This window comes from Prosthecobacter dejongeii (assembly GCF_014203045.1).
Classification (GTDB): Bacteria; Verrucomicrobiota; Verrucomicrobiia; order Verrucomicrobiales; family Verrucomicrobiaceae; genus Prosthecobacter; species Prosthecobacter dejongeii.
The window spans coordinates 335,019-359,286 of sequence record NZ_JACHIF010000005.1 but is presented as its reverse complement, the minus strand read 5'-3'; the positions used below and the strand labels follow the sequence as shown (position 1 = coordinate 359,286).

The window sequence follows — 24,268 nt, the reverse complement described above, 5'->3', positions numbered from 1 at the left end:
CCTGGGCGCCGCATCCTGCGGCCCGCCCCTTCCCCCTTTCTCATGCAGCGCTCGTTTCTCTTTCTTTCGGCCTTTGGCCTCCTCAGTTCCTCTCTGTCTGCCCTAACGCTGGAGGAGATGAACCAGCGGCAACAGCCGATGCCAACGGTGGCAGAAAAGGACCTGCCGCCGCTGAAAAATAAGCCGGAGCCCTTCCCTGGCCTGGTGAAGCATCCAGGCTATGAAGCGCATACGTGGGTGCGGTTTCCATTCGTCGAAAATCCCGGCAGCTTTGGTTTTGACCCGAAAGGCCGCCTGTATGTGGCGGAGGCAAATCGCTTTTGGCGTGGGGTGCCAGATCTGCGCGGCGCGAATGAACTGATCCGTGGGGACTTCCAGGCGACGACGCTGGAGGACCGGGCGAATCTCTACAAGACCTGGGCGGCACGTTTTCCCACCACTTTTTTCACCAACACGGCGGATCGCCTGATCCGGCTGGAAGACCGCGATGGCAACGGCGCGGCAGATCATCGCACGCTGTTTTCAGATCGTTTTCACGAGCCCCTGGATGGCATCGGCTTTTCCGTTTTGGCGGAAGAGGATGCGGTGTATTTCACCTGCATCCCGAATCTGTGGAAGCTGACGGATGCGAACGATGACGGCGTGGCCGATGCGGAAAAGGCGCTGGTGGGCGGCTTTGGCGTGCGGGTATCCTTCATCGGGCATGATCTGCATGGCATCACTCGCGGGCCGGATGGGCGGCTGTATTTTTCCGTGGGGGATCGGGGGTACCACGTCACCACGCAGGATGGCCGGGTGCTGTCTGGTGCGGGGCGCGGGGCCATCTTTCGCTGTGAATCTGACGGCAGCGGTTTTGAGGTCTTTTGCAAAGGGCTGCGCAATCCGCAGGAGCTGGCCTTCGATGAAGCGGGAAATCTTTTCACCTTCGATAACACGGGCGACATCGGCGACCTAGCGCGCATGGTGTATGCCTTGGAAGGCAGCGACTCGGGCTGGGACATGAGCCACCAGTCCGCCCATCAGTACGTGACCATGCTGGACTGGGAGGACTTTCACCCGAAGACCTCCATGTGGGTGGCGGAAAAGATGTTTGAGACCTTCAATGAGGAGCAGCCGCAGTGGGTGTACCCACCGGCCTCGCATGTGGCGCGTGGCCCCTCTGGCGTGACCTTTCTCACGGGGGTTTCTTTGCCAGAAGATCTGCGCGGTAAATTCCTGCTGGCGAACTATCGCGGGGCCTCCCAGGGCTGCACGGTGCTGACGGTGGGCATCGAGCCGAAAGGCGCGGGGTATGTGGCGAATTCCGAAGACGTCTTGGTGGAAGGCGTGGGCGTGACCGATGTGGAACTGGGCTATGACGGCAGCCTTTACCTGTGCGACTTCGGCGGCGGGTGGAGCATCAATACGAATGGCGCCATCGAGAAACTGACCCCGAAGGATGCGGCCCTGAAAAAAGCCGGGGCGGAGACGCAGGTCATCTTTGCCAAAGGTCTCAAAGACGAGCCCGTGGCAAAGCTGATGGCCTACCTGGAATCACCCGACAAACGCCTGCGGCAAGCGGCGCAGTTTGAGCTGGTGAAACGAAAAGAAACGACCGTGCTGACGGCACTAACCAATGATGCGACCAAGCCACTGAAGACCCGCCTGCATGGCATCTGGGCGCTGGACCAACTGGGCCGCCAGGGAGTGCCCGTGGGCGACACCCTCACCAGCCTAACCGAAGATAAGGAATCCGAAATCCGCGCGCAAGCCGCCCGTGCCCTGGGCAGTGTGCGGGTGCTGGAAAGCCAGGAGGCGCTGCTGGCGCTGCTGAAGGATGAATCACCCCGGGTGCGCTCACTGGCGGCCATCGCCCTGCAGCGGGTGACAAAGCCTGGGGATGCGAAGGTGACGGAGGCGCTCTATGAAGTGGCCGCCCGCCAGGGTGCTGGCGCGGTGGACCCCGTGCTGCGTCACGCGGTACTGTCTGCGCTGGATGTCATCGGCACCGTCCCAGCCGCCACCGCCCGTGCCCAGGCCGCAGAGCGGGAGGTGCGCCTCACGGCCCTGCTTTTCCTGCGCCGTCATCAGAGCCCGGAGTGCGCTCTGTTCCTGAAGGATAACGATGCGCAGATCCGCCGGGAAGCCGTGCGCGCGATTTATGACACCGCCGCTGTGGATGGCCCTGCAGGCGATGCCGTGGCGGCGCTGGCCCCTGAAGCGGCTGCTTTTCCCCCCACGCTCCAGCAGCGCATCGTGGCGGCAAATTACCGCCGGGGCGGGGCTGAAAATGCCCGCCACCTGCTGCACCTGGTGAAGGAGGCCAAGCTGGATGCCGCCACCCGCAGCGCCGCCCTGCATGCGCTCCGTCTGTGGGAAAAACAGATCGTCACCGATCCCGTGCTGGGCCTGTACCGCCCACTGCCCAAGGCTGAGCGCACACTGACTCGCCTGGGCCAGGCCATTGAGGCGGATCTGCGCGCTTTGCTGGCCAGTGAATTGCCACCGCAGCTCGCCTCACTGGCGCTCAAACTGGCGGCGGAAACAGGTGTGCGGCTGGAGCCCAAAACGCTGCAAAACTTTACGGCCAACCCGGCTCTGGCGGCGGAGGTGCGCACGGCGGCACTGGACAGTCTGGTGACTTCTGCCCCTGCGGAAGCTGGCGAACAGGTGCGCCGTTTGATGGCCGATGCCAACCCTGCTGTCTCCGCGGCAGCCCTGACGCACGGTTACACCTTGAAGCTGGATGGACTGGCGGAGATCTCCCGCGCGGCCATCGCCTCCGGCCCGCTGGTGAAAGCCCGCGCAGGCATCGCCGGCCTCACCACCACCCACCCGGAAGAGATCGCCACGCTGTGGCAAAAACGCGAGAGCAACGGCCTGCGCCGGGGTCTGTGGCTGGATGTTTTCCTGGCCCTGCAAGCACAGACCACCCCCGCCACCCAGGCCCTGGTGAGCGCGCATGTGGCCAGTGCGCCAGATGCCGTCTATCGCCTCAGCGAAACCGGCGGTGACGCCCTGCGTGGAGAGTCCGTGTTTCGCAATCAAGGTGGCTGCCTGCAATGCCACAAGGTGGGCAGTGACGGCGGCATCCAGGGGCCTGACCTAACCAAAATTGGTGAACGACTGAAGGCGGATAAACTGGTGGAATCCCTGGTCAATCCGAATGCCGTCATCGCCCCCGGTTACGGCCTGGCCGCCATCACGATGAAAGACGGCACGCTGCTCATGGGCCGCTTGGCGAAGGAAAACAAAGACGCGGTGGAAATCGTGGGCATGGATGGCAAGCCCGCCAAGCTGGAGCGCAGCACCATCGCCAGCATCGCCCCGCCGGTTTCAGCCATGCCACCGCTGGGTACGGCCCTGCCACCACGGGATCTGCGTGACCTTGTGGCCTACCTGGCCAGCCGCACCGCCGCTAACAAAAAGGCTGGCAAGGATGAAGCGAGCCACGGCGACGAGAAAATCGCAAAGTGAGCGGGTGCGTGATGAAGCGAGCGAGGGTGTGAAAGGCCCTCGCACGCGTCGGGGAGGTTAGGCGAGCAGGATGCTCGCGCTCCGTCTGCGGGCCTTCGGGGTCGTGAGGAGTGGAGGGGTGGGCGTGGGGTCAGGGTGCGTTTCTCGCGCCCTTTCAGGGTGCAAGTACAGTATCCATCACTCTCCGAGTGATGCCGTCCGCCCCAGCACACCCCTGTCCGCTGAGGCCAGGATGGCCTCACTCCTTGAGCCCGCCCCTTGCACCCACCCCGCTGCGCATGGCGATCATGGGCCCTAACTTCGCCTCTGGCACCTCCCTCGCCCCGGAGGGGCGAAAGAAGAGTAGCCGGGGGTGCAGCGAGGCACGAGCGAAACCCCCGGACTCCCACCTAACCAAAACCGTGTCACCACCCGCCCCGCCCTGGAGGGGCGCGAGAAGCGCACTCGGACCGAGACGCCCCCCTCAACTCCTCACGACACCGCACACCCACAGACGGAGCGCGAATATCCTATTCGCCTAACTCCCCCAGCGTGCGCGGACCACTCCCCCGCCGTCGTTCGCCCCACCTTTCCCCGCTTCCAGCGCTCGTTCGGAAGGGGGCGGACCATCCTGTTTGGGGCGGACGCATCACTCGGAGAGTGATGAATACTGTACTGCCACAGATGGCCTCACACCCTCCCTCCGCTGAGGCCAGGATGGCCTCACTCCTTGAGTCCACACCCTCGCCCACCCCGCTGCGCATGGGGACCCTGTGCCCTACCTTCGCCCCTGGCTCCTCCCTCGCCCCGGAGGGGCGCGGGTAGCGTGCAGGGCGAACTCAAAAGGCAAAGCCGACGGTGACGTGCAGCATGCCGCCGCTTTCACCTTCCCGTTTGCCGACGTTGTGACCGTAGTCCAAGCGGATGGGGCCGAAGGGCAGCTTGTAGCGCAATCCGGCACCGATGGCGGGGCGGAAGTCGGAGGAGTAATCGAAGGCGCTGCTGTTGCTGCCACGGCCGAGGCTACCGACGTCGCCAAAGAGGGCGAGTTCGAGGTTGGGGTAGATTTCGTAACTGAACTCAGCGCTGGCAAACAGGGCGGAGGTACCGCCGAGCGGGGTGCCGCCATTGGTCACGGGCCCCAGTTCACGCTCAGCAAAGGCACGCACGCTGTTAGGCCCGCCATTGAAGACACGGGAATCAATGGGCAACTCCTCAGCGGCAGCGCCCTGGATGCTGAGCAAGGCCGCGCCGGCGGCGAAGCGAAATTTCTTGGTGATGGGCCGATACCAGGCCCCGCGCAGGTCTGTGCGCATGTAGCTGACGTTGGAGCCCATGACATCCAGGGTGGACTCCAGGCGGGCGCTGACAAACCAGCCTTTGCGCGGCAGGACGGGGCTGTCCCGGTAGTCCAGCATCATGCTGCCGCCCAGGCTGCCGAGGGTATAAGTGTCTGGGCCGATCTCGGCATCGGTGAGGACATCGGTGGAGACGGTGTTGGCAGAGACACCCGCGAAGACGGTGTAGGTGAAGTGTTTGCTGGCCCGCCGGGAGAGCTCCAGGTTCAGGCTGGTGCCGTAACGGGAGTATTCAAAGAGATTGAAATTTTCCACCGCGAGCTGGACGGAGCTGGCATAACCGGAATTAAAAATGGCGGGGTTGGTGAGCTTGAGAGAGCCCAGGGGGCCTGCGGTGCTCCAGTTCAGTTCCGCAGCCAGGGTATTGCCCTGATCCCGAAAATTCGTGTTCCGGTAGTTCACCCCCGCCTGTGGGCCCAGGAAGGTATCAAAGCCGAGCTCAAAGCCCAGCGTCTTCGGCTTTGTCTCCTCACCGGTGATGCGGAGATCCGCCTGGGCGGGGCTGATGCCGGGCTGCAACTGAGGCTCCACATCCAGCCGGGCAAACATGCCGGTATCCAGCGCGCGCTTGAACATCACGTCCAGGTCTTCGGCGATGTAATATTTACCCTCCGCCTCGCGAAAGCCAGCCGTCAGCACACGCTTGGAGCCCCGGCTAAAGTCGGGGTGCGGGACGATCTGCGCCACGCGCACGCGCTCGCCCGGAGTCATGCGGATGACGACATCCACGGTGCCGCCTTGCAGGCCTAACTTGTAGTCCGAAACGGTGGCCGAATTGAGCCAGCCGGCCTCTTTGGCGATGCTGTTGAGCTGACCTTCGATCTGCTGCACGCGTGCTTCATTGAAGGGCAGGCCGGGAGTCTGGGCAATGAGGCCACGCATCTTCTTTTCCAGCTCCATCGGGCCGCCGGCAAAGTCCACGGTGCCGAAGGTGAAACGCGGCCCTGCTTTCACCTCCATGGCGATGTCGCGCAGGCCATCGCTGCCGGTGATGGGGTCTGGGAGAAAGGTGACCTGGGCCTGGAGGTAGCCCTCGGCCCGCAGGCGGCGCTGCACCAGGCCGGTGCCGCTTTGCAGCTCGCTGTCCACCCATACGGGGTGGGTTTTATCCGCGCCTTCTTTTTCAATGCTGGGGCGCAGGAGAAAGGTGCGCAGCTCCTCCTCCGGCACGATGAGGTCCCCACGCCAGGTGATCTCCCCCACGCGCTTTTGCACCCCGGTATTGATGGCCAGGGTGATGGTGCCGCCCTTCAGCTCCCAGCGCACTTCAGCCTCGGGCCAGCCTTCGCGGATGTAGTGCTGGCGGGTGAAAAAGGCGAGGTCATCGGCCAAAGGTTCACTGGGCGTGCTGCTGCCGGAAAGGGTGAGCTGGTCCTTCAGCATGCTGTCCAGGTCATTCCACATGGCGGCATCGGCCCCGGTCACGGTGACGGTGACGCCGCCCTCGCGGAGGCTGTAGCCTGCGGTGGGCACCTCCTGCGCCGGGGCGAGGAGCGGGCATGTCAGGCTGCATATCCACAGCGCAGAGAGGCCCAGGAGCCTCGCTGGGAGTGACTGCGGGTGCCGGGCCCGCGCTGCTGCATCCTCACTGCACATGCTATGGCGTGTCGCCTTTGAAGGTGCCTTTGTCAATCTGCCCCAGCATGTCAATGAAGGCATCTTCGAGCTTGCGCTCTTCGCGGTGGAAGTCGGTAACCTGGAGACCATCGGTTATCATTCGGCGCAGGACCCCGGCTAGCGTCCCTTCTTCCACCGATTGTACGCGCAGGCGGGCACCGCGTTTGGTTTCCTCCACCACCTCGATCAGGGGCGCGGTGAGGGCCCACTGCACCAGTTTGGCGGGATCTCCCACCACCTGCACCGTCACCAGCGTCTCCGCGGTGGCGGCGCTGCCACGGGTCATGGACTCGGCATCGCCATGGTGAACGATGCGGCCTTTGTCAATGAACAGGAGGCTATCGCACATCTCCCCCAGCTCGCTGAGGATGTGGGAGCTGATGAGGATGGTCTTGCCCTCTTCCGCCAGGATGCGGATGAGCTGCTTCAGCTCCACACGCGCCTTGGGGTCCAGCCCGGCGGCGGGCTCGTCCATGATGAGGATCTGCGGATCGTGCAAAAGAGAGCGCCCCAGGCACAGGCGCTGGGTCTGTCCCTTGGACATCTTATTGCTCATGCGATCTGCCAGCGGTGTGAGGTCCGTGAAGTCCATCACCTCCTGGATGCGCTTCAGCCGCTCCTGGCCTTTGTAGCCCAGGGCACGGGCGTAAAAGTCCAGGTACTCCAGCACGGTCATGTGCTCATACGTACCGAAGCTATCCGGCATCCAGCCTAACAAACGACGCACCTTATCCGGGTAATGGACGACATTGTGCCCGCCGATTTTTACCGTGCCCTCATTGGGGTAATCCAGCGTGGCCAGGATGCGCATGGTGGTGGTCTTGCCTGCGCCATTGGCCCCGACAAAGCCCACCACCTGGCCATGACCGATGCTGAAGGAGACGCCCTGCACGGCCTGCAAAGTGCCGAAAGAGCGCTGCAAATTTTCCACCACGATGGCGGGCTGACTGCGGTCCATTTCCGCGGGGGGATGGGAAGTCTGGTGCATGATCAGGGGGGCGTGACGCTGCCGTAAACGAGGACTTGATCCTCCTGCCAGCGGATGGAAGAAAGCGTCTCTTGGGTGAAGCCGGGGGCAGCTTTGGCCGTAGCAAAAAAGTGGTTAGGCAGGATGGAGGTCAGCTTGTGCAATTCCCAGATTTTGATCAGGGGGTAGTGTTTCTTCCACCATTCCACGAGTTGGCTAGGCTGCACCTTCACCAGCTCCGCCTTTTGTCCGGTGGCAAGAGGCGCTTTCAGCGACCAAACCGTGCCGTCAGGACCTGCATAAAACATTTCCTCCAGGGTGAACCCCAGGGCTGAGACGAGGGTGGGCGCGGCATCCGGCGTGGCCCCAGGCTGCACTTCCAGGCGGGCGCGGGTGGAGACGGCAGCGCGGATCATCTGCGCCTGCTCTGCCCGGCTTTGGAAAAAGTTCCCACCCCGCGCAGCGCCCTCTTGGGTGAGATTCACCGGCTGGGAGTGGGAGGTGTTTTGCAGCTTCACCCACTCAGAGGCTGGCAGCGCCAGGGGCTCCACCAAGGCGGGTTGTTTCAGCTCAAAACCTGCACCCAGCAGCACGCCCGTGCGGCTGATCTGCTTTTGGGTGACGTAGGCGGTGGTCTCTATAGGTTCCACATTGATGAAGACCACACGGGCTCCCACACCCCCGATCCCATCCTGGATGAGAATGAGGCCCACCATCACCGCACTGGCCCCCAGAGATAACAGGGGCGTGGTGAAAAACAGGCGATGCCTGCGGCCGGACGGTGCCAGCACGTAAAGATTCACCGGGCCCACCAGGACGCCGAAGATGACCAGGAAAAGCAGCACCTGCCAGGAGTTGAATTGGCGCGCGCTCAACTTCTCCAGCAGCGACCACGCTTCCGTGCCGCGAGCGTGCTCATTACGCAGATGCTCATAACGTTCCGGTTCATTCCAGTATCGCTCCACGGTGTAAACCGCAGGCAGGAGACTGCCATTCCAGGTGAAGGACTTGATCTGCCCTAGCGAGTGCGTTTCATCATCCTTGGGCAGCCCCGGCGCAGGCAGGCTGGTGGCGTAAAAATGCAACTTGCCGCCTAACCGAACCCATTGCAAAAGCGCATTGCGGGTGCCGGACTTCAGGCTCTGCCATTCCGTATCCGTGAGCAGCACATAATCAAAACCGCTGAAGGCCAGCCAATCCTCCGGCAAGTCCGCAGGCGTGAACCGACTGCCAAAGATGTGATCCCTGCGCCCGTAAGAACTGGCACCTTTTTGCCGGCGCTCCAGGTCGTCATTCAGGCGCGGCAGGCTGCTATCCGCCAGGGTTTTGCTGATGGCGATGGCGGGGAAACCGGCGGTGCGATTGTTGTGACCGGAAAAGGTGTTAGGGTATGGGCCCGTGAGCGTGCCATTGAAGCTGTGGTTATTGCTGCCGTAGCCGCTGTCCCCATAGTCCACGGCCAGCGGGGCCAGGAAAACGGCGGTCTGGGTGGCCCCTGCCGGGATGGGCAGAGACAGCGTGCTGGCATGCACATTGTTCCTCCGGTAGTCCGTGGTGCTTGAGCTGAAATCCAGCCTCCACACCGCATCCCGGGCCGTGCCATTCGTGGCCACGATGCGCAGCGGGGCATAGCCACTGGGTGGCATGGGATCAAAAAGGCTGCGTACCTCCAGCCGCGTGCCGTTGTTGCTATCCAGCAATACATCCACCAGGTTTTCCTGGGCCTGGACCATGGGCGCGAGCAGCAGGCTGGCGAGCACGCAAGTAAAACCAAAAATGCGATGTTTCATGCGGCCTCCTTCAGGGTGCGCGGGGTGGCGAGATTTTGCACAGGCACCTCGGCAAGGATGGCCCGCACCACGCTGGCACTGCTGCGGCCATCCATGCGCGCCGTGTAGTCCAGCAGCACACGATGATTCAGCACCGCAGGGGCCAGGGCCTGCACATCTTCGAAGCTCGCATTGGGCCGGCCATGCATGAGCGCGCGGGCTTTTGCAGCGGAGGCCAGACTCAGCGCGGCACGAGGGCTAGCACCATAGCGCACGCCTTCCGCCGCCTTGGACTGTCCGGGGTGCGTGGCATCCACCAGACGGGCGATGTAGTCCGCCACGACCTCCGGCAGGTAAATGCGCCGGGCGGCCTGCTGGATGTGGGCAAACTCCTCCCGCGTGGTGACGGTGGGCACGCTGGGCTCCACGCCTAACTCACGATGCAACACGATCTTCGCCAAAGTCTCCGCACTGTTGCGCAGCACCTCCAGCTTGAAAAGAAAGCGGTCCACCTGCGCCTCCGGCAGCGGGTAGGTACCCTCCAGCTCGATGGGGTTTTGCGTGGCCAGCACGAAGAAAGGATCTGGCAACGTGTGGGTGTGGCCCAGCACCGTCACACGCCGCTCCTGCATGGCCTCCAGCAGGGCGGACTGGGTCTTCGGCGACGCACGGTTGATCTCATCCGCCAGCAGCAGGTTGGTAAAAAGCGGCCCTGGCTGGAAGACGAACTCGCGCCGCCCATCCACCTCCTGCAGCACCGGATTTCCCGTGATGTCACCCGGCAGCAGATCTGGGGTAAACTGCACGCGCCGGGTGGTGAGGTTCAGCGCTTTGGAAAGGCCCTTCACCAGCTCCGTTTTGCCCAGGCCCGGCAGGCCTTCCAAGAGCACGTGACCGCGTGCGATGACGCCACAGAGCACCAGCTCGATCAACTCACTCTGGCCAAATAAAACCTCATTCAGCGCCTGGCGCAGAGCCGCGATGGGCTTCGTCGCAGACTGCAGTTCGGCATCCATCACGTAGGGGTCAGACATCGCCCAGAGTAAAGCAGCGAGAGGGCCGCGACGTCGAGCGGAAATCTGCGGTTATTTTCTCACCCAGGTGGCCTCGCGCGCCCTAGGCGAGTTTAAAAAAGAAGGTCGCTCGCCTGGGCCGTGTGCATTTCACCGCCCCGTTGCAGTACCGTATCCATCACTCTCCGAGTGATGCGTCCGCCCCAGCACGCACCGTCCGCCCCCTTCTCGCTCCCCTCCTGGGCGGGGGAACGTCCTCGTCCGCAAGTACAGTATCCATCACTCTCCGAGTGATGCGTCCGCCCCAGACATGCCTCGTCCGCCCCCCTTCTCACACCCCTCCGGAGTGTGGGAAGACACAGGATAAATCCCTCTTAAATGACGAGTTCACCCCTCTCCTCCCCCGATGCCGGAGGCATCGCAGCGGGTAGCGAGGGGTAAGTGAGTCCCGCTTGCGGGACGAACGCACCCCTGGTTAGGCCAAAAACACACCCGCACTCAAGGTCGCATCCTGGAAGGATGCCAGCGGCGTGGCCTAGGTCTAACATCCCTGGGGTGAATCGGCGGTGCAAGCGGTCCTTCTCAGCCCCTCCTGGGCGGGGAAATCCCTCTCCCACGAAGACCGTCCGCCCCCTTCCCCCCAAAGATTTCAGGCGCCGCCTCTCCCGCTGAGTGGACAAGGTTTGGGAAACCTTCTTTAATAGCCCCACACACCGCATGTCTTCACCCATCCCCCTCACGCCGGATCGTTGGTCTCTGGAATCCTGGTTCACCGCGTTTGGCGGTGCCGATTACATCGCTTTCAAAGCCGATTTGGTGCGGGATCTGGAGGCCCTGAAACAGCAGGCCACCGCGCTCGGGCAGGACCTACCGGCCATCGTGCAGGTCCTCACCAGTTATGAAAAGGTGGGGGATCGCCTGGGGCATCTGTCCGCTTACCTGGGCTGCCTTTCCGCCGATGACGCGAGCGATGAAGCGGTGAAGGCCGACGAGGCCTGGATCTCCACCCTGGATGCGGAAAATACCAAGCTGCGGGCCTCCCTCCAGTCTGCCCTGGCCGCCCTGCCAGAAGCCGATTTTGAACGCCTGCTGAAGGACGCCGCTCTAGCCGGTGCCGAACATGCCGTGAGGCGCATGCGCACGGAAGGGCGGCAGCAGATGCCGGGGGAACTGGAGGCGCTGGCGGCCGATCTGAATGTGAATGGCCTCCATGCCTGGGGCCGCCTGTATGATACCCTCAGCGGCAAGATGGTCTTCGACATGACCTTCCCCGATGGCCACCGCGAGACGGTGCCCATGGCCCGCCGCCGTGCGCTCATGTCGGACCCAGATCGTCGTCTGCGCGAGGCCTCTTTTCACGCGGGGCAGCAGCCCTGGCTGGACCATGCAGATACCCTGGCCGCCGGGCTCAATGGCATCGCCGGCACGCGCCTCAGCCTCTACGGTCACCGGGGCATCCCGCACTTTTTAGAAACCCCGCTCTTTGATGGGGCCATGAGCCGCGCCTCGCTGGATGCCATGCTGGAGGCCATCCACACGCACATCGAGTTGCCACGCCGCGCCATCCGCGCCGCCGCTCGTTTGCAGGGCACGCCCGCCCTGCATTACTTCGACCTCGAAGCCCCGCAGGTGAAGGCTCCGGATGAAAAACCCCTCACCTGGGATGAAGCCTGCGCCACGGTGGACCGCGCCTTCACCACCGCCTACCCCGCGCTAGGGAAATACTTTCGCGACATGCTCCAGCAGCGCTGGATCGAGGCCCAACCCCGCCCTGGCAAGCGCCCCGGCGCCTTCTGCACCGGCTCCCTGCTCCGCCATGAAGAGCGCGTGTACATGACCTGGCACGGCACCGTGCATGACATGGTCACCCTGGCGCATGAGGCCGGCCACGCCTGGCACTCCTGCGTGCTGCGCCCGGCCCGCTCCTACGCTGCCAGTTACCCCATGACCCTGGCGGAGACGGCTTCCAACTTCGGCGAAATGATCCTGCTGGATGGCCTCATGAGCGACCCCGCGCTCACCCCGGCCACCAAGGCCTACCTGCTGGATCAAGAGATGCTGCGGGCCCATGCCTACCTGGTGAACATCCCCATGCGGTATGAGTTTGAAAAAGCCTTTTATGCCGAACGCGCCGCCGGTGAGGTCTCCGTCTCCCGCCTGCGCGAGCTCATGACAGCGGCGCAAAATCAGCTCTATGGAGACACCCTGCTGCCTGACGGGACCGACCCCATGTTCTGGGCCTCGAAGATGCATTTCTTCATCACCGGCGTGTCGTTTTATAACTTCCCCTACGTCTTCGGTTACCTGCTCAGTCAGGCGTTGTTCGCCCGGTTTAAAGCTGAAGGCGCCAGCTTCCTGCCGCGTTATGAGGCCTTCCTGGCCGCCACCGGCAGCGCCACCTGTGAAGAAGTGGCCCGGCAGACCCTGGGGGCCGACCTCACCGATCCCGCCTTTTGGGCCACCGCCCTCCAGGCCATCACCCCCACCTTGGAGGCTTATGAAAAACTGCCCTCTGCGTGAGGGCCGCCCAGGATGTAGCTGCCTGCGCCAGCAGGTGGCCTGGGAGGGTACATCGGTCTAGCGCAGCCCAAGTTGTAGCCGCCTGCGCCAGCAGGTGGTCTGGGAAGGCACGTCGGTCTAGCGCAGCCCAAGTTGTAGCCGCCTGCGCCAGCAGGTGGTCTGGGAAGGTGCATCGGTCTAACGCGAACGGGGGCTGGTTTGGGCTCGCGGCACGGTCGCCCCGTCCCGCATGCGGGACGGTGTGAGACGTGCACCTAACGGGAAGTGCGGATGCCTGGAGTGAGCGCGCGTTTCTCGCGCCCCTCCAGGGCGCCCCCTTAAGACGCGTTGTTGGTTAGGCTCGGGACCGGGGGTTCTCGGCGCTGCGCACCTTCACCCCCGGCTACCGGCTTTCGCCCCTCCGGGGCGCGGGAGAGCAAAGGGGCGGACGACGCTCGTCTGGGGCGGACGGCATCACTCGGAGAGTGATGGATACTGTACCTACGGACGGGGCCAGTTCCCCCGCCCCGCTGCGCATGGGGACCCTGCGCTCTACCTTCCCCCCTTGCACACTCCACCGCCCCAGAGGGGCGAAAGAAAGGTAGCCGGGGGTGGAGCGAGGAACGAGCGGGAACCCCCGGACTCGAGCATAACCAAAGATTCAGCAAGCGTTGCGCCCTGGAGGGGCGCGAGAAAGGCCGATTGCACCCTTTCGATCTCGATGGACCCAACCACGCCGCTGGCATCCTTCCAGGATGCGACCCTGAGCGAAGGGCATGCTTGGCCTAACCAGGGGTGCGTTCGTCCCGCAAGCGGGACTCACGGCCCCCTGGCTACCCGCTGCGATGCCTCCGGCATCGGGGGAGCGGAGGAGGGCTAAACTCGTCATTCGAAGTGAGGGCTCCCCTCGCCCCGGAGGGGCGAAAGAAAAGTAGCCGGGGGTGGAGCGAGGCTTGGCGAGCGGGAACCCGCGGATGGGTGGAATAACCAACGATGCGGTCAGAGGTGCGCCCTGGAGGGGCGCGAGAAGGGCGCCAACGAGGCATGTCTGGGGCGGACGGCATCACTCGGAGAGGGATTCATCCTGGACCTGCACCCCATGACGTCGCCGCCTGCGCCGCCCCTTTTACTCCGCCTTCTGTTGATCATTCAAAATCAGCCGAAGGAGCGGGAAAAGGGCGTCTTCGCACTCCTTGCGTTTGAAGCGGAGCTGACGCTTCACCAGTGGATTGCTAAACATGCGGTGGGTTTCCCCGGCTTTGCCATCCAGGATGTCGAGCCAGCTCGAACTGGAGGCATCCAGTGCTGAGGCCAGGCTTTGATCCAGCAGCGGCATCTTCAGCACGATGTCCTGCGGGCGCGCCACTTCATCCAGCATGTCTGCGGAGACGGGGCCATCTTTCATGCTGACGATGAGCACGGAAGGCGAATCCCCAAAGACGGAGCTGCGCCACTGTTTGATCGCGGGCACGGCAGCGGCCTTGGCCGTGAGCAGGTGGATGGGCATCCAGTGCAGGCCTTCATCCACCCGCAGGCTTTGGATGATTTCAGGGTTCAGATCCCGGGCCAGCACGTCCTGGCAGCTCGCGGGCAGATCGGCCAGCACCAGCTTGCGCTCCATGGCCGTCTCCACCAGCCGCCGCATCGTGTCCACATTGTCAATCGGCATGGATTCGATCTTCTCCGGGGAGATCTTTTGGAAATCGCGGTTCCCCAAGGCATCGCAATCAAACATCGCCACGTCATCGCGATTTTCAAAATTGGCGAGTTCATAGATCAAACGCGCGATGGTGCTCTTGCCAGTACCGCCACTGCCAGCGGTGATGAGGATCATTTTCATGGAATCAGGGAGTCTAGGAGGCTGAACGGAGAGTGGATGAACGGGAAAAACAGGCATGCCCGCCGCAGGCACCGCGGCGAGGGCGCGGGGCAGAGAAAAGGAGTCTCCGATGGCGGACTTCAAAGACGCCAGGGCGCGGGGATCAGGCGGTGCTGGGGGCAGGTAACAGGAGAAAAGCCCCGGCAACTCCTTGTCCTGAGAGCCCCCCATGTCATACCCGGAAAGGCTGAAGGTCCCGTCTTGCAGCGTCTGCACCAGGCGGCTGAATTGCTCCCCCCTCAGCGGCTGAAGGTCCGTAAAGGCCAGGCCCGGCGCGGAGGCCTCGCGAAAAGTCACCGGAGAGCGCGCCTGCGCCGGGTTGGGGTGAAAGGCATCCAGCGAAACAGAAAACTCCGGCAGGCTGTCCAGCCGCACGTCCAGGATCTTTGCATCCAGGATGCTTTCCCGCTGGCCAGGCAGGTGCAGCCAGATGTGCTGCGGGTCCAGATTCACCTCCTCCGTGATCTCCGTCAACTCCTCCAAACGCCGCAGCAGGAGGGTGATCTCACTCGCATTCAGCCGATTTCGGTGCGCTAAGAAACGCGACAGCCGCACGGGGCTGAGGTGGGAGCGACGGCCTTCCCGCCTAGGATCCAGCGGCACCTGCGGCAGCGCACGGCTGGCCACTTTGGGGTGCCACACTTCCCCCACGAGGAGCTGAGACATGAGGTTGGACCCCCGCAACTCCCGCGTCACCGCTGCCGTGGCCATGAGCAGGATGCCTTTGAGCTGCCGCAGATCCAGCGCCGCACTGCCCGTGTGCTGGAGCTGGCGCAGCGCCGTCAGCAGGGATGAGGGCACCCGCGCGGCCACGTTGTGGTCCACCACCGGATTCGCCTGGCCACTCAGCAGCATGCCGCACACCTTCAGCAGGCGGGAGGGCAGATCCCCCGGTTTTTTTGTCAGGTAAGGCTGCTCGAACCGGTCAATGAAAAGCTGGAGAAACTCCTGCTGCCACAGCCCCACCTTGCAGCTCAGCGGGTCCACATAGCTCAGGGCCTCAGGCAGCCAGGTCTCCAGCGCTTCCAGCTCCGTGGCCAGTCGCCACACCAGGATGCAGGCCGTAGCCACCGGCATGGGGCCCACCCTTTTGCAGTAATCCTGCAGCGGCTCTCCCGGTGCCCCCCCGAGGGTGATGGTCGTGCGCTGCGCCTCCGCCTGCAGGCTCAGCGCCCGTGGCAGAGAGGGGAAATACCCCCCCAGCAAACCGGCCAACCATGCCGCCTCTTTCTTCTCAAAAAACTGCCGGATCAGCCACGGCCCCCGCGCCGGGCACACCTCCTCCGTCCCCGCCCGCAGCGAGGAAAACAAAGTGGGTTCGGTCTTGAGGGAGAGACCTGGGGGATTCACGATCGGCGATCGTGTTTGCGACATATGAAGGAGGTGATTTTAGGTAAGCTATAAGGAAACGTTAATCGTGCATAAAGCAGGAGTCATGCAATGACACAAGAGAGTATTGGCCGAAGGAAACTTTGTGTGACGAATCTCACAGAGAAATTTATAGTCGGATAATGCAAAGGATGAAACGCGACCACTTATAACGCAAATAATTTGCATTTCAAAAGAAGCTCCATCATAGGCTTTGCGTGAAGCACACGCCCCCCCCAGCCAATAAATGAAGCGCCTCCCCCTTCTCTTGATCGCAGGCTTTCTCGGAGCCGGGAAGACCACCTTTCTCCGCCGTCTGATGACGTCACTCCGAGAAAGCGGCACCGGCTTCAGCGTCATCGTCAACGACTTTGAAAATGCTGAGGTGGATGCCGTGCGGCTGCGCACCCTCGAGGCCGAAGTCCGCGCCCTCAATGGCTCCTGCGTCTGCTGCAGTTCCCTCCATGATTTTATGGAAATGCTGGGAGACATCCCCGTGCCCAAAGGCGGCGTGCTGCTGGTGGAGGTCAATGGGGCCTCAGACCTCCTCTCCCTCATCGCCGCCATCACCGTGCGGCATGAGTGCCAGCGCTTCACCTCCCCCCTCCAGGTCACCCTGCTGGATGCCAAACGCTGGCAGACACGCGGCGCACAAAACGAGCTGGAGCGCGAGCAAGCCCTCACCTCCACCCACTGGCAGCTCACCCATGCCCAGGAGGTCACCCCGGCCCTTTTAGAGCAGCGCCGGGCAGACATCCGCACCCTCTGCCCCCAGGCCCGTGAGACCGATGCCGCCGCCCTGGCAGACGATCTCCGCCTCCTCGCCGCGACCTCCCGCTGGGCCCGGCCTGCGGCCACCCCGCAGCCCCTGGCAGATCCCGCTTTAGCCACCTCCGCGCCCCCGCCCCAGCATCACCATGAAGGCCCGCGCGCCTTCACCTCCATGCAGGTGAAAGTGCCTTTTGTGGTCAAACGCCGCGACCTCGAGCTCACCCTGGCCGCCCTGCCAGAGAGCGTCATCCGCGTGAAAGGCCTGTGCCGCCTGGCCGAGCTCCCCCAGGTGCCCATGTCCTTTCAGCACGTGCGCCCGCAGGCAGAGACGTGGTTCCTCCCCATGATCCAGGCCCGCAGCATCACCCCCATCGGCGTCATCATCGGCGTGGGCCTGCCAGAGGCTTCCATCACCGCCCAGTTCCAGGCCCTCCCCACCGCCGAGCTGACGCCAGGATTCGACCCCAACGACTGGTGAAGCCCTCCCTTGCCAAAGACCCGCGATTGGCTACATCGCAGCCCTCATGTCGGATTCCCCACGTCCCAAACGCACCCGCTCAGCCCCGCTCCAGACCACCGGGCCTGAGGGCGAGGCCTGGGCGCTAAAGACCCAACTTGAGTTGGAACAACTGATCTCAGGGGAAGGCCCCGTGGACCTGGCCGAACTCAAAACCGTGGTCGGGAAAATGCAGGTCGTCATCGCCGACTACCTCGAAAGTGGCAAAAACCTGAACATCACCCTCCAACCCATCGAAATCCTCTCCGCCATTGATGCCGCCCTGGAGGAAGCCCAAGGTCGCCCCAGCCCCTGGCCCGATGGAGCCGATGCCCGCACCTTCTTCGTACACGGCCTCTATGACGAGATCATCCAGCAGCCCAGCAACATCTTCGAAACCCGCCTCTTCCCCGATGGCAGCCAGCGCTACATCCCCATCAGCCCCGCCCTCTGGAAAGCCTGCCTGCACAGGCTGCGCGAGAGTATCACTCACGCGAAGCTGAGGTGAGGGGCGCGAGCAGACGTTTCTCGCGCCCCTCCAGGGCACATCCCATAGCGACACCATTGGTTATTCCGCCCCTCCTGGGCGGGGGAAAACGTCCTCGTCCGCAAGTACAGTATCCATCACTCTCCGAGTGATGCGTCCGCCCCAAACAGGATGGTTCGCCCCCCGATGCCGGAGGCATCACAGCCAGTAGCCAAGGGTCAAGTGAGTCCCGTCTGCGGGACAAACACACCCCTGGTTAGACCAAAATACCTCTTGTTACCCCCACATGCCTGCCCCATTCACTTGCGCACTTCGCGCTGGGCCAGCACCGTTTTCACCAGGCGCAGCATATCTGCAGGCTCGTAGGGCTTGGGCAGCACAGCGGCAAAGCCATAGGCAGCAGGTTTAGCCATCACAGGATCATCCGAATAACCACTGGAAACGATGGCCAGCACTTCTGGGTCAAGCTGGCGCAGGCGCTCCATTGTGCGAACGCCCCCCATCCCATTCGGGATGGATAAATCTAAAATGACCAGATCATAAGGGTGCCCGGCTTGCAGGGACTCCTGGTAAAGACGCACCGTTTCACTTCCCTCAGCACTCTCAGCGATCTCGTAGTTTTGGCTGCTGAGATTCCTCACAATCAGGCTACGGATGAGGGGATCGTCCTCCAGCACCAGGATACGCGGCGCAGCCGAAGGCGGTGCGGAATCAAACGCCGTGGTCAGACCGATCGAGTCCACTTCTTCACCATCGGCATCCACCGGCAGGTAAAAGCGTACCGTCGTCCCCCGGCCCGCCTCACTGCGCACAGACAGGGAACCACCGTGTGCTTTCGCGATGGATTCGCACACCGTCAGCCCCAGGCCCGTGGCGTTTTCCGCCTTGCGCGTGCTGAAGTAGGGCTCAAAAATATGCGTTAGATTTTCTGCTAGGATGCCCTCACCTGCATCAATCACCTCAATCACAATACCGCTCGGCTGGCTAGGATGGTCCGTCAGGAGCTCATGGGGAAACATCTCCCCAGGGTCTGCCGCCACGCAGCGCACCGTGATCAGCCCGCCTTCAGGCTGCGCCTGCTCGGCATTGCGGATGAGATTGCCTAACAAACGACGGATCTGTGCCGGGTCCACGGCCAGATTCGGCAGACGCGGCGCCAGCTCCAGCCGATATTCGATACGCGTAGCCCGACTGTGATGGAGGAAAAACTGCTCCACCAAATCGCTCAACAGTGTCGGGCGTTTGATGGGAGCACCCCCACGGGCAAACGTGAGGAGCTGCTGCACCAGACCTTGCGCCTGCAACGTGGCCTGTTTGGCGGTATGCAACTCAGGCAATTGCACCGCACTGCGTAGCCGCATTTCCGCCAGGGAAATATTGCCTAACAAGACGGTGAGCAAATTATTAAACTCATGTGCGAAACCACGAGCCAGCAGTCCCAGAGACTCCAGCCGATCCAGCCGATTCCGCCGTTCCGCCTCTTCCCGGCGGCTTGTGATGTCCTGCATCAGTACCAGCAGTCCCTCGGCAAAAGGGTGGCCGCGAATCTCCAGCCACGTCTGCTTCTCCTCAAAATACAGCTCCCTCGTCACCGACTCACGGTGCAGCAGAGCGTGAGCTAAGGCTTCGTAGTGGGACTCCCGCGTCGCCGTCGGCAGCAGGTCCCAGAGATTTGCCCCCAGCAGCTTTTCCGGCCCGCGTTCAAACAGGCGCTGCGCACTCGCATTCACATAGATCAGCTTCCACCGACTATCTAAAGCAATGAGGGGATCTGAAATACTCTCCACCACATCCACCAGCGGTGCCTGCGCAGCACGGTCACTCGGCGTAGGCACAGACGGCTGATTTTCCACCGCTGGAGAGGCCAGACCACGGAAAAGAATGACCACACCCGTGAGCTGGCCAGACTGATCCCGCAGCGGCGTGGACCGATCCTGTACTGCCACTCGCGATCCATCCAGCGTCGTCAACCACACAGTCCGCTCCGGCAAAGTCTGCGTCGCAGAGGTCAGCTCCACCGCAGCCGGCTGGCCGCTGGCGTGGTAAATGCGAAACACCTCATGCAGAGAGCGGCCCACCACCTGTGCCTCAGGCCAGCCCGTGATGCGCGCCGCAGCGGGGTTCATAAACACAATCACACCCCCCAGATCGGCCGCAATGACCCCATCCGCCAAACTCTGGAAAGTCTCAAAGTAACTGCGCTCCCGGCTCATCCGCTCCCGGTCCGCCTGGTGGCGAGAGGCAGCCACCTCCACCGTCAGGCGCAGCTCATCCTGGTTAAAAGGCTTCAGCAGATAACCGTGGGGATTCGTCTCGCGGGCTCTGTGCACCGTCTCCAGGTCCGCACAGGCCGTGACATAGATCACCGCCACATGCCCCCGCTTTTGCAGGCGCTTCGCCGTCTCGATCCCGTCCAGCGGGCCATTGAGATGCACATCCATCAGGACCAGGTCCGGCTGCAACTCATCGTAAAGGCGCAGCGCCTCCTCCCCCGTCGCACAAGTGCCCACCACGCGGTAACCCAGCCCCGTGAGACACGCAGCCATGTCACAGCCCACGAGACCCTCGTTCTCGACGATTAGGATGCGGGTACGGTCTTGGCCAATCATGATGAAACTCGCGATTATTACGCTTATTCTAAATATCAGCACATCTCATAATAAATCGCAATTGAATTTATCACCGATGTTCCGGGGGAAAAACCCCAGAAAACCCGGGGTTGCAAAAGTCAGACACCCCAGCAAGCCGAGTGTTCACAGCATCCCACACGCTCCTACACCACTCACCTCCGGCAAGGCGTATCCCCGACAGGAATCGAACCTGTATGTCCACCGGGCACGCCGGACCCTTGTAAAATCAAGGATTCTACGACCATAAAGACTTGATAAACCTTCCTGACGTTGTCACTAATGTTGCCACTCAACATGGCCGCCCTTCGCAAAAAACCCCGCTCCCCGTTCTGGTTTGCCTGCTTTACCCTGCCTGATGGCCGCCGTGTGCAGCGGTCCACCAAGGAAACGACCCGCAAGGCAGCCCAAGCCAAAGCGGATGGATGGGAGAAGCTATCCAAAGAAAGAGCAAAGGCCCGACAGGCTCACCGCGTCATTGCCGACATCTACAAGTCAGCCCATAACAAGGAACTGCCAGACGCCACCCCTCGCGCCTTCATCACTGCATGGCTGACGCGTCGTCAGGGCGAGCTTGCCCCCGCCAGCTACGCCGCATATTCAGGCCGCGCTACGCACTTCCTTTCATGGTTGGAGGCTGCCGCTGATGGCCCCATGGCTGATTTGGAAACAAGGCACTTCACCGCTTATCGTGACGCCTTAGCCGCCAGGGTTTCCGCCAGCACGGCAAACCATGGAATCAAACTCCTGCGGGTGATTCTGGAGGATGCACGCCGTGACAACTTCATTGCCGATAACCCCGCCAAGGATTGCGGCTTGCTCAAACAGGAGACAGACACGGCCCGCCGTCCTTTCACTCTGGTGGAATTGCGCTCTCTCATGGGGGCCGCAGATGAAGAATGGCGCTCCATGCTGATGTTTGGCCTTTATACCGGGCAGCGTCTCGGAGATTTAGCGCGGCTGACATGGGCCAACGTGGATTTGCAGGCAGGGGAAATCCACCTTCGCACGGCCAAAACAAAACGATTCATCCGTGTGCCTATTTGCACGCCACTCATGGAGCACATTGAAGGCTTACCTGCGGGCGATGATCCCAAAGCGCCCCTTCACCCTCGCGCCGCCACCAGTAAGCAAGTGACCGTTTCTCGCCAATTTGGCGAACTGATGGCCGTTGCCGGACTCCGCGCCGCCGTGAATCATGACGCCAGCAAAAAGGGCCGTGGTTCACGCCGGGCCGTTTCCGAACTGTCCTTTCACTCACTCCGCCATACGGCAACCAGCATGATGAAAAACGCGGGCGTCTCGCCTGCCGTTGTGCAAGACATCATCGGCCATGATTCCGCCGAAATGAACGCGCAATACACCCACATTGAAAGCAAGACCAAGCGAGATGCTCTGGACAAGATGCCTAACCTTTTGAAGCCATGAAACAACTGATTGATGGTAGCGTGACGCGCTATTTTCGCGCGTGGGTGGCAGAGTGGATGGCGGTATTCCCGACTCCTAAAGATGACAGCCTTTATAGCAAAAGCGATTTGGTTGATATGCTCATGTACAACGGGGATGATATTAGCGATGCAGATGCTGCCGAATGGGGAAGGGTGATTGCTTGCGCCATTCGTGAAGGCTCAATAAGCAAGATTCATGACTTGGCAGACTACGCTGAAGCGGCTCAAAAAATTCGTCCCAAAAAAGCAGGGAAAATTGTTCCTTGGCCTAACAATCCGTTTGATTTGGAGGAACCCGAAACGAAGCAAGCTCAACGGGCGCGAAAGCTTGCGCTCGCATACCGCCAGCTTCTTCAAGCTGGCCAAAATCCAAACCGTCTCGAAGTTTGGGAGCACGCTTTTCCTGGTGTCCCAGCCAAAGGTGAAGCCTATGTGAAGGCCTTTCAAACGCTTGGCCTTGACCAAGTGCCTAAAGCAAAATCAGGGCAACGACCCAAGGCACAAGGGGAGACGGAATTAGTTCGGTCAAAGCGAGAGAAAAAATGAACTAAAGTGCCTCACTGACTCCACTGACGATCTTATGTCGTCATGAAAATAACGACCCCGCCCGCCCCCACTTACCAGCCTGAATGGCTCCGCGTCAAAGAAGCCTGCACGTTCTCTCGTCTGAGCAAGCCCAAGCTCTATGACTTAATCAATCGCAGCCTGATCAAATCCGTCTCACTCAAAGAACGCGGGCAGGTGAAAGGCACCCGCCTGATTTCCTTCGATTCACTTCGCGCCTTTCTGGAGTCCCGCGCATCGGGCGGTGAAACCCTAACCACTAACCTTCAGTAACTGCGCCCATGAACATTCCTGAAGATCCCGAAATCCTATGGCGTGCGATGAATGTTGCAGCACTTACGGTTGGGCCGTTGGATATTTTAGCTAGGCCCACAGTCGGCTTCACACCTGAAGAAAGAGCGGCGAATGCCGCGCATAATCAAGAGATGGCAGATAAAGCTCTTATTCGATACGAAGAAAGGTTGGTCCTTACGGCAAAGGCGGTCTTGAAGGTCTTCATGACACTCAAAAAAGGAGGTCCACTGTGAAAGCAGCTTTTAACGAGGCTGAATTTTGGGGCGGTGGCGCTACCGTAGCCAAGAGGGCAAACACGACGAAACCAAAGGCCAAAAATCCAAAGCCCACGCCCGAATCCAGAACCGACCCCGCCACCTGCTTTTTCTATGACGGCCATGGGTATTACATGGATACAGGCCCCCTCTACATTCCTTTGCCTGATTTAGCTAGCGTTCGCCGTCACTTGAAAAGCGCTGGATGCTACGGAGAGAAAGACCTTACCGGATTAAGACCCGACGATCACGCTTTAAACCGCATTCAAACCGCTCAATTCGTGAGCTACGCCGGACCCCTTGCAGGCCACACCAGAGGACTTCATGAGCTGCCTGGAGGCAAACGCGTACTGATCACTGAATCTCCTAAAATATTGATCCCCGCCCCCGGCCAATGGGTAAACCTGAACGCCGTATTTACAGGGTTGCTAGGGCATGAAGATTTGACCCAGTTACACACTTTTTATGGTTGGTTGAAACTGGCTTTTGAATGTTTGGAGACTGGCAAATATCGGCCTGGACAAGCTCTTGCCCTTGCTGGTCCTAGAGGCTGCGGAAAATCGCTTTTGATTGATGTTTTGAGGGGTGTCCTTGGCGGTAGAACTTCGGGCGCTTATGAATGGCTGTCGGGACGGACCTCATTCAATCTGAGTTGTGCGGGCGCTGAATTGCTTGTGGTGGATGACAAGGCGGGCAGTTCAGATCCTCGCGCCCGTGCGGCTCTGTCTGCCAATATCAAATCCTCCCTTTTCGCCGGGGAGGTGCGCATAGAAGGAAAGCATAAAAACGCCTTCGATTGCCGCCCTATTTGGAGGCTTGTTTTTGCCCTGAATGATGAACCGGAAAATCTGCTTGTCTTGCCTCCACTGAATGAAGATGTGATGGATAAAATCACGCTCTTGCACTGCCACCGTTTCACTTTGCCGATGCCTGCACATACTTTGCAGGAAAAAACTTTGTTTTGGAAAACCCTGGAGGCAGAAATCCCCGCATTCCTTCATTGGTTGAAAAGCTGGGAGATCCCCGCACACCTGGAGGAAGAACGTTGCGGGGTGAAGCACTTCCACCACCCATTACTTGTCGAAGGCTTGCAAACTCTCGCGCCTGAAATTCAGCTTTGGGGCCACATTATGACCGAAGTGGAGGCTGGTTCCATCACTCTTCCTTGCAAGCTCACGGCTAACGAACTCAAACGTATTCTTACCTCACCAAATGCGGTTGATTGTCATGCTGCCCGTCGTCTCCTTATGGATTGGACCCCGGCCTGTGGCACATACCTTGGCCGTTTGGCTTCATCGCATCCTGAACGCGTCCGCAAAGCCGGGAAATTGCATGGCACTGAACGCTGGGAACTCTTGCAGCAAAGCGCGTTTTAGGGTGGAGTGGTGTAGCTTGTTTTTTGGTTGTTGTTTTTCATCCTCT

The 24,268-nt window shown here is 61.3% G+C and carries 15 protein-coding genes; 9 read left to right on the top strand and 6 right to left on the bottom strand.

Annotated elements, in window-relative coordinates:
• Positions 1 to 42 precede the first annotated feature (42 nt).
• Positions 43 to 3,456, top strand: coding sequence for a DUF7133 domain-containing protein (locus HNQ64_RS14120; RefSeq protein WP_184209653.1), 3,414 nt, complete (start codon positions 43 to 45; stop codon positions 3,454 to 3,456).
• Between the two features lie 818 nt (positions 3,457 to 4,274).
• Here the strand turns inward: HNQ64_RS14120 and HNQ64_RS14115 are convergent.
• From HNQ64_RS14115 to HNQ64_RS14100, 4 genes are read right to left on the bottom strand one after another with little or no spacing between them, the layout of a single operon-like run.
• Positions 4,275 to 6,389 carry a BamA/OMP85 family outer membrane protein gene (locus tag HNQ64_RS14115; RefSeq protein WP_184209651.1) on the bottom strand — a complete coding sequence of 705 codons (2,115 nt, stop codon included), beginning with the start codon at positions 6,387 to 6,389 and terminating at the stop codon, positions 4,275 to 4,277.
• Position 6,390: 1 nt separating this feature from the next.
• Complete coding sequence (locus HNQ64_RS14110; RefSeq protein ID WP_221305456.1) at positions 6,391 to 7,398, bottom strand: ABC transporter ATP-binding protein; 1,008 nt, start codon at positions 7,396 to 7,398, stop codon at positions 6,391 to 6,393.
• Positions 7,399 to 7,400: 2 nt separating this feature from the next.
• Positions 7,401 to 9,167 (bottom strand): hypothetical protein, encoded by a 1,767-nt coding sequence (locus HNQ64_RS14105; RefSeq protein WP_184209649.1) that lies wholly within the window; start codon positions 9,165 to 9,167, stop codon positions 7,401 to 7,403.
• Positions 9,164 to 10,180, bottom strand: a complete 1,017-nt coding sequence (locus HNQ64_RS14100) for an AAA family ATPase (RefSeq protein ID WP_184209647.1) — start codon at positions 10,178 to 10,180, stop codon at positions 9,164 to 9,166. Before HNQ64_RS14100 ends, HNQ64_RS14105 begins: the two co-directional genes overlap by 4 nt.
• A 696-nt stretch (positions 10,181 to 10,876) precedes the next feature.
• Here HNQ64_RS14100 and HNQ64_RS14095 point away from each other — a divergent pair.
• On the top strand, positions 10,877 to 12,679 hold the full coding sequence (locus tag HNQ64_RS14095; protein ID WP_184209645.1) for a M3 family oligoendopeptidase: 1,803 nt from the start codon (positions 10,877 to 10,879) through the stop codon (positions 12,677 to 12,679).
• Between the two features lie 1,105 nt (positions 12,680 to 13,784).
• Here the strand turns inward: HNQ64_RS14095 and HNQ64_RS14090 are convergent.
• Positions 13,785 to 15,911 carry a hypothetical protein gene (locus HNQ64_RS14090; protein WP_184209643.1) on the bottom strand — a complete coding sequence of 709 codons (2,127 nt, stop codon included), beginning with the start codon at positions 15,909 to 15,911 and terminating at the stop codon, positions 13,785 to 13,787.
• Between the two features lie 241 nt (positions 15,912 to 16,152).
• On the opposite strand from HNQ64_RS14090, the gene HNQ64_RS14085 reads away from it, so the two are divergent.
• Both HNQ64_RS14085 and HNQ64_RS14080 read left to right on the top strand, forming a co-directional pair.
• Entirely contained in the window at positions 16,153 to 17,154 is a 1,002-nt protein-coding gene (locus tag HNQ64_RS14085) for a CobW family GTP-binding protein (RefSeq protein WP_184209641.1), read from the top strand.
• 46 nt (positions 17,155 to 17,200) lie between these two features.
• On the top strand, positions 17,201 to 17,680 hold the full coding sequence (locus HNQ64_RS14080; protein ID WP_184209639.1) for a hypothetical protein: 480 nt from the start codon (positions 17,201 to 17,203) through the stop codon (positions 17,678 to 17,680).
• A 278-nt stretch (positions 17,681 to 17,958) separates the two neighbouring features.
• Here the strand turns inward: HNQ64_RS14080 and HNQ64_RS14075 are convergent, their stop codons facing one another.
• The gene (locus HNQ64_RS14075) at positions 17,959 to 20,268 is read right to left on the bottom strand and encodes a hybrid sensor histidine kinase/response regulator (protein ID WP_184209638.1); all 2,310 of its coding nucleotides are present in this window, start codon (positions 20,266 to 20,268) and stop codon (positions 17,959 to 17,961) included.
• Between the two features lie 315 nt (positions 20,269 to 20,583).
• Here HNQ64_RS14075 and HNQ64_RS14070 point away from each other — a divergent pair, with 315 nt between their 5' ends.
• The 5 genes from HNQ64_RS14070 to HNQ64_RS14050 all read left to right on the top strand — a co-directional run bounded on the left by HNQ64_RS14070 (position 20,584) and on the right by HNQ64_RS14050 (position 24,222).
• The gene (locus HNQ64_RS14070) at positions 20,584 to 21,714 is read left to right on the top strand and encodes a tyrosine-type recombinase/integrase (protein ID WP_184209636.1); all 1,131 of its coding nucleotides are present in this window, start codon (positions 20,584 to 20,586) and stop codon (positions 21,712 to 21,714) included.
• Positions 21,711 to 22,280 (top strand): hypothetical protein, encoded by a 570-nt coding sequence (locus tag HNQ64_RS14065; protein ID WP_184209634.1) that lies wholly within the window; start codon positions 21,711 to 21,713, stop codon positions 22,278 to 22,280. Before HNQ64_RS14070 ends, HNQ64_RS14065 begins: the two co-directional genes overlap by 4 nt.
• Before the next feature lie 42 nt (positions 22,281 to 22,322).
• Positions 22,323 to 22,571, top strand: a complete 249-nt coding sequence (locus tag HNQ64_RS14060) for a helix-turn-helix domain-containing protein (RefSeq protein ID WP_184209632.1) — start codon at positions 22,323 to 22,325, stop codon at positions 22,569 to 22,571.
• A gap of 8 nt (positions 22,572 to 22,579) precedes the next feature.
• The gene (locus tag HNQ64_RS14055; RefSeq protein ID WP_184209630.1) at positions 22,580 to 22,825 is read left to right on the top strand and encodes a hypothetical protein; all 246 of its coding nucleotides are present in this window, start codon (positions 22,580 to 22,582) and stop codon (positions 22,823 to 22,825) included.
• Positions 22,826 to 23,007: 182 nt separating this feature from the next.
• Complete coding sequence (locus HNQ64_RS14050; protein WP_184209628.1) at positions 23,008 to 24,222, top strand: primase-helicase family protein; 1,215 nt, start codon at positions 23,008 to 23,010, stop codon at positions 24,220 to 24,222.
• Positions 24,223 to 24,268: the final 46 nt, after the last annotated feature.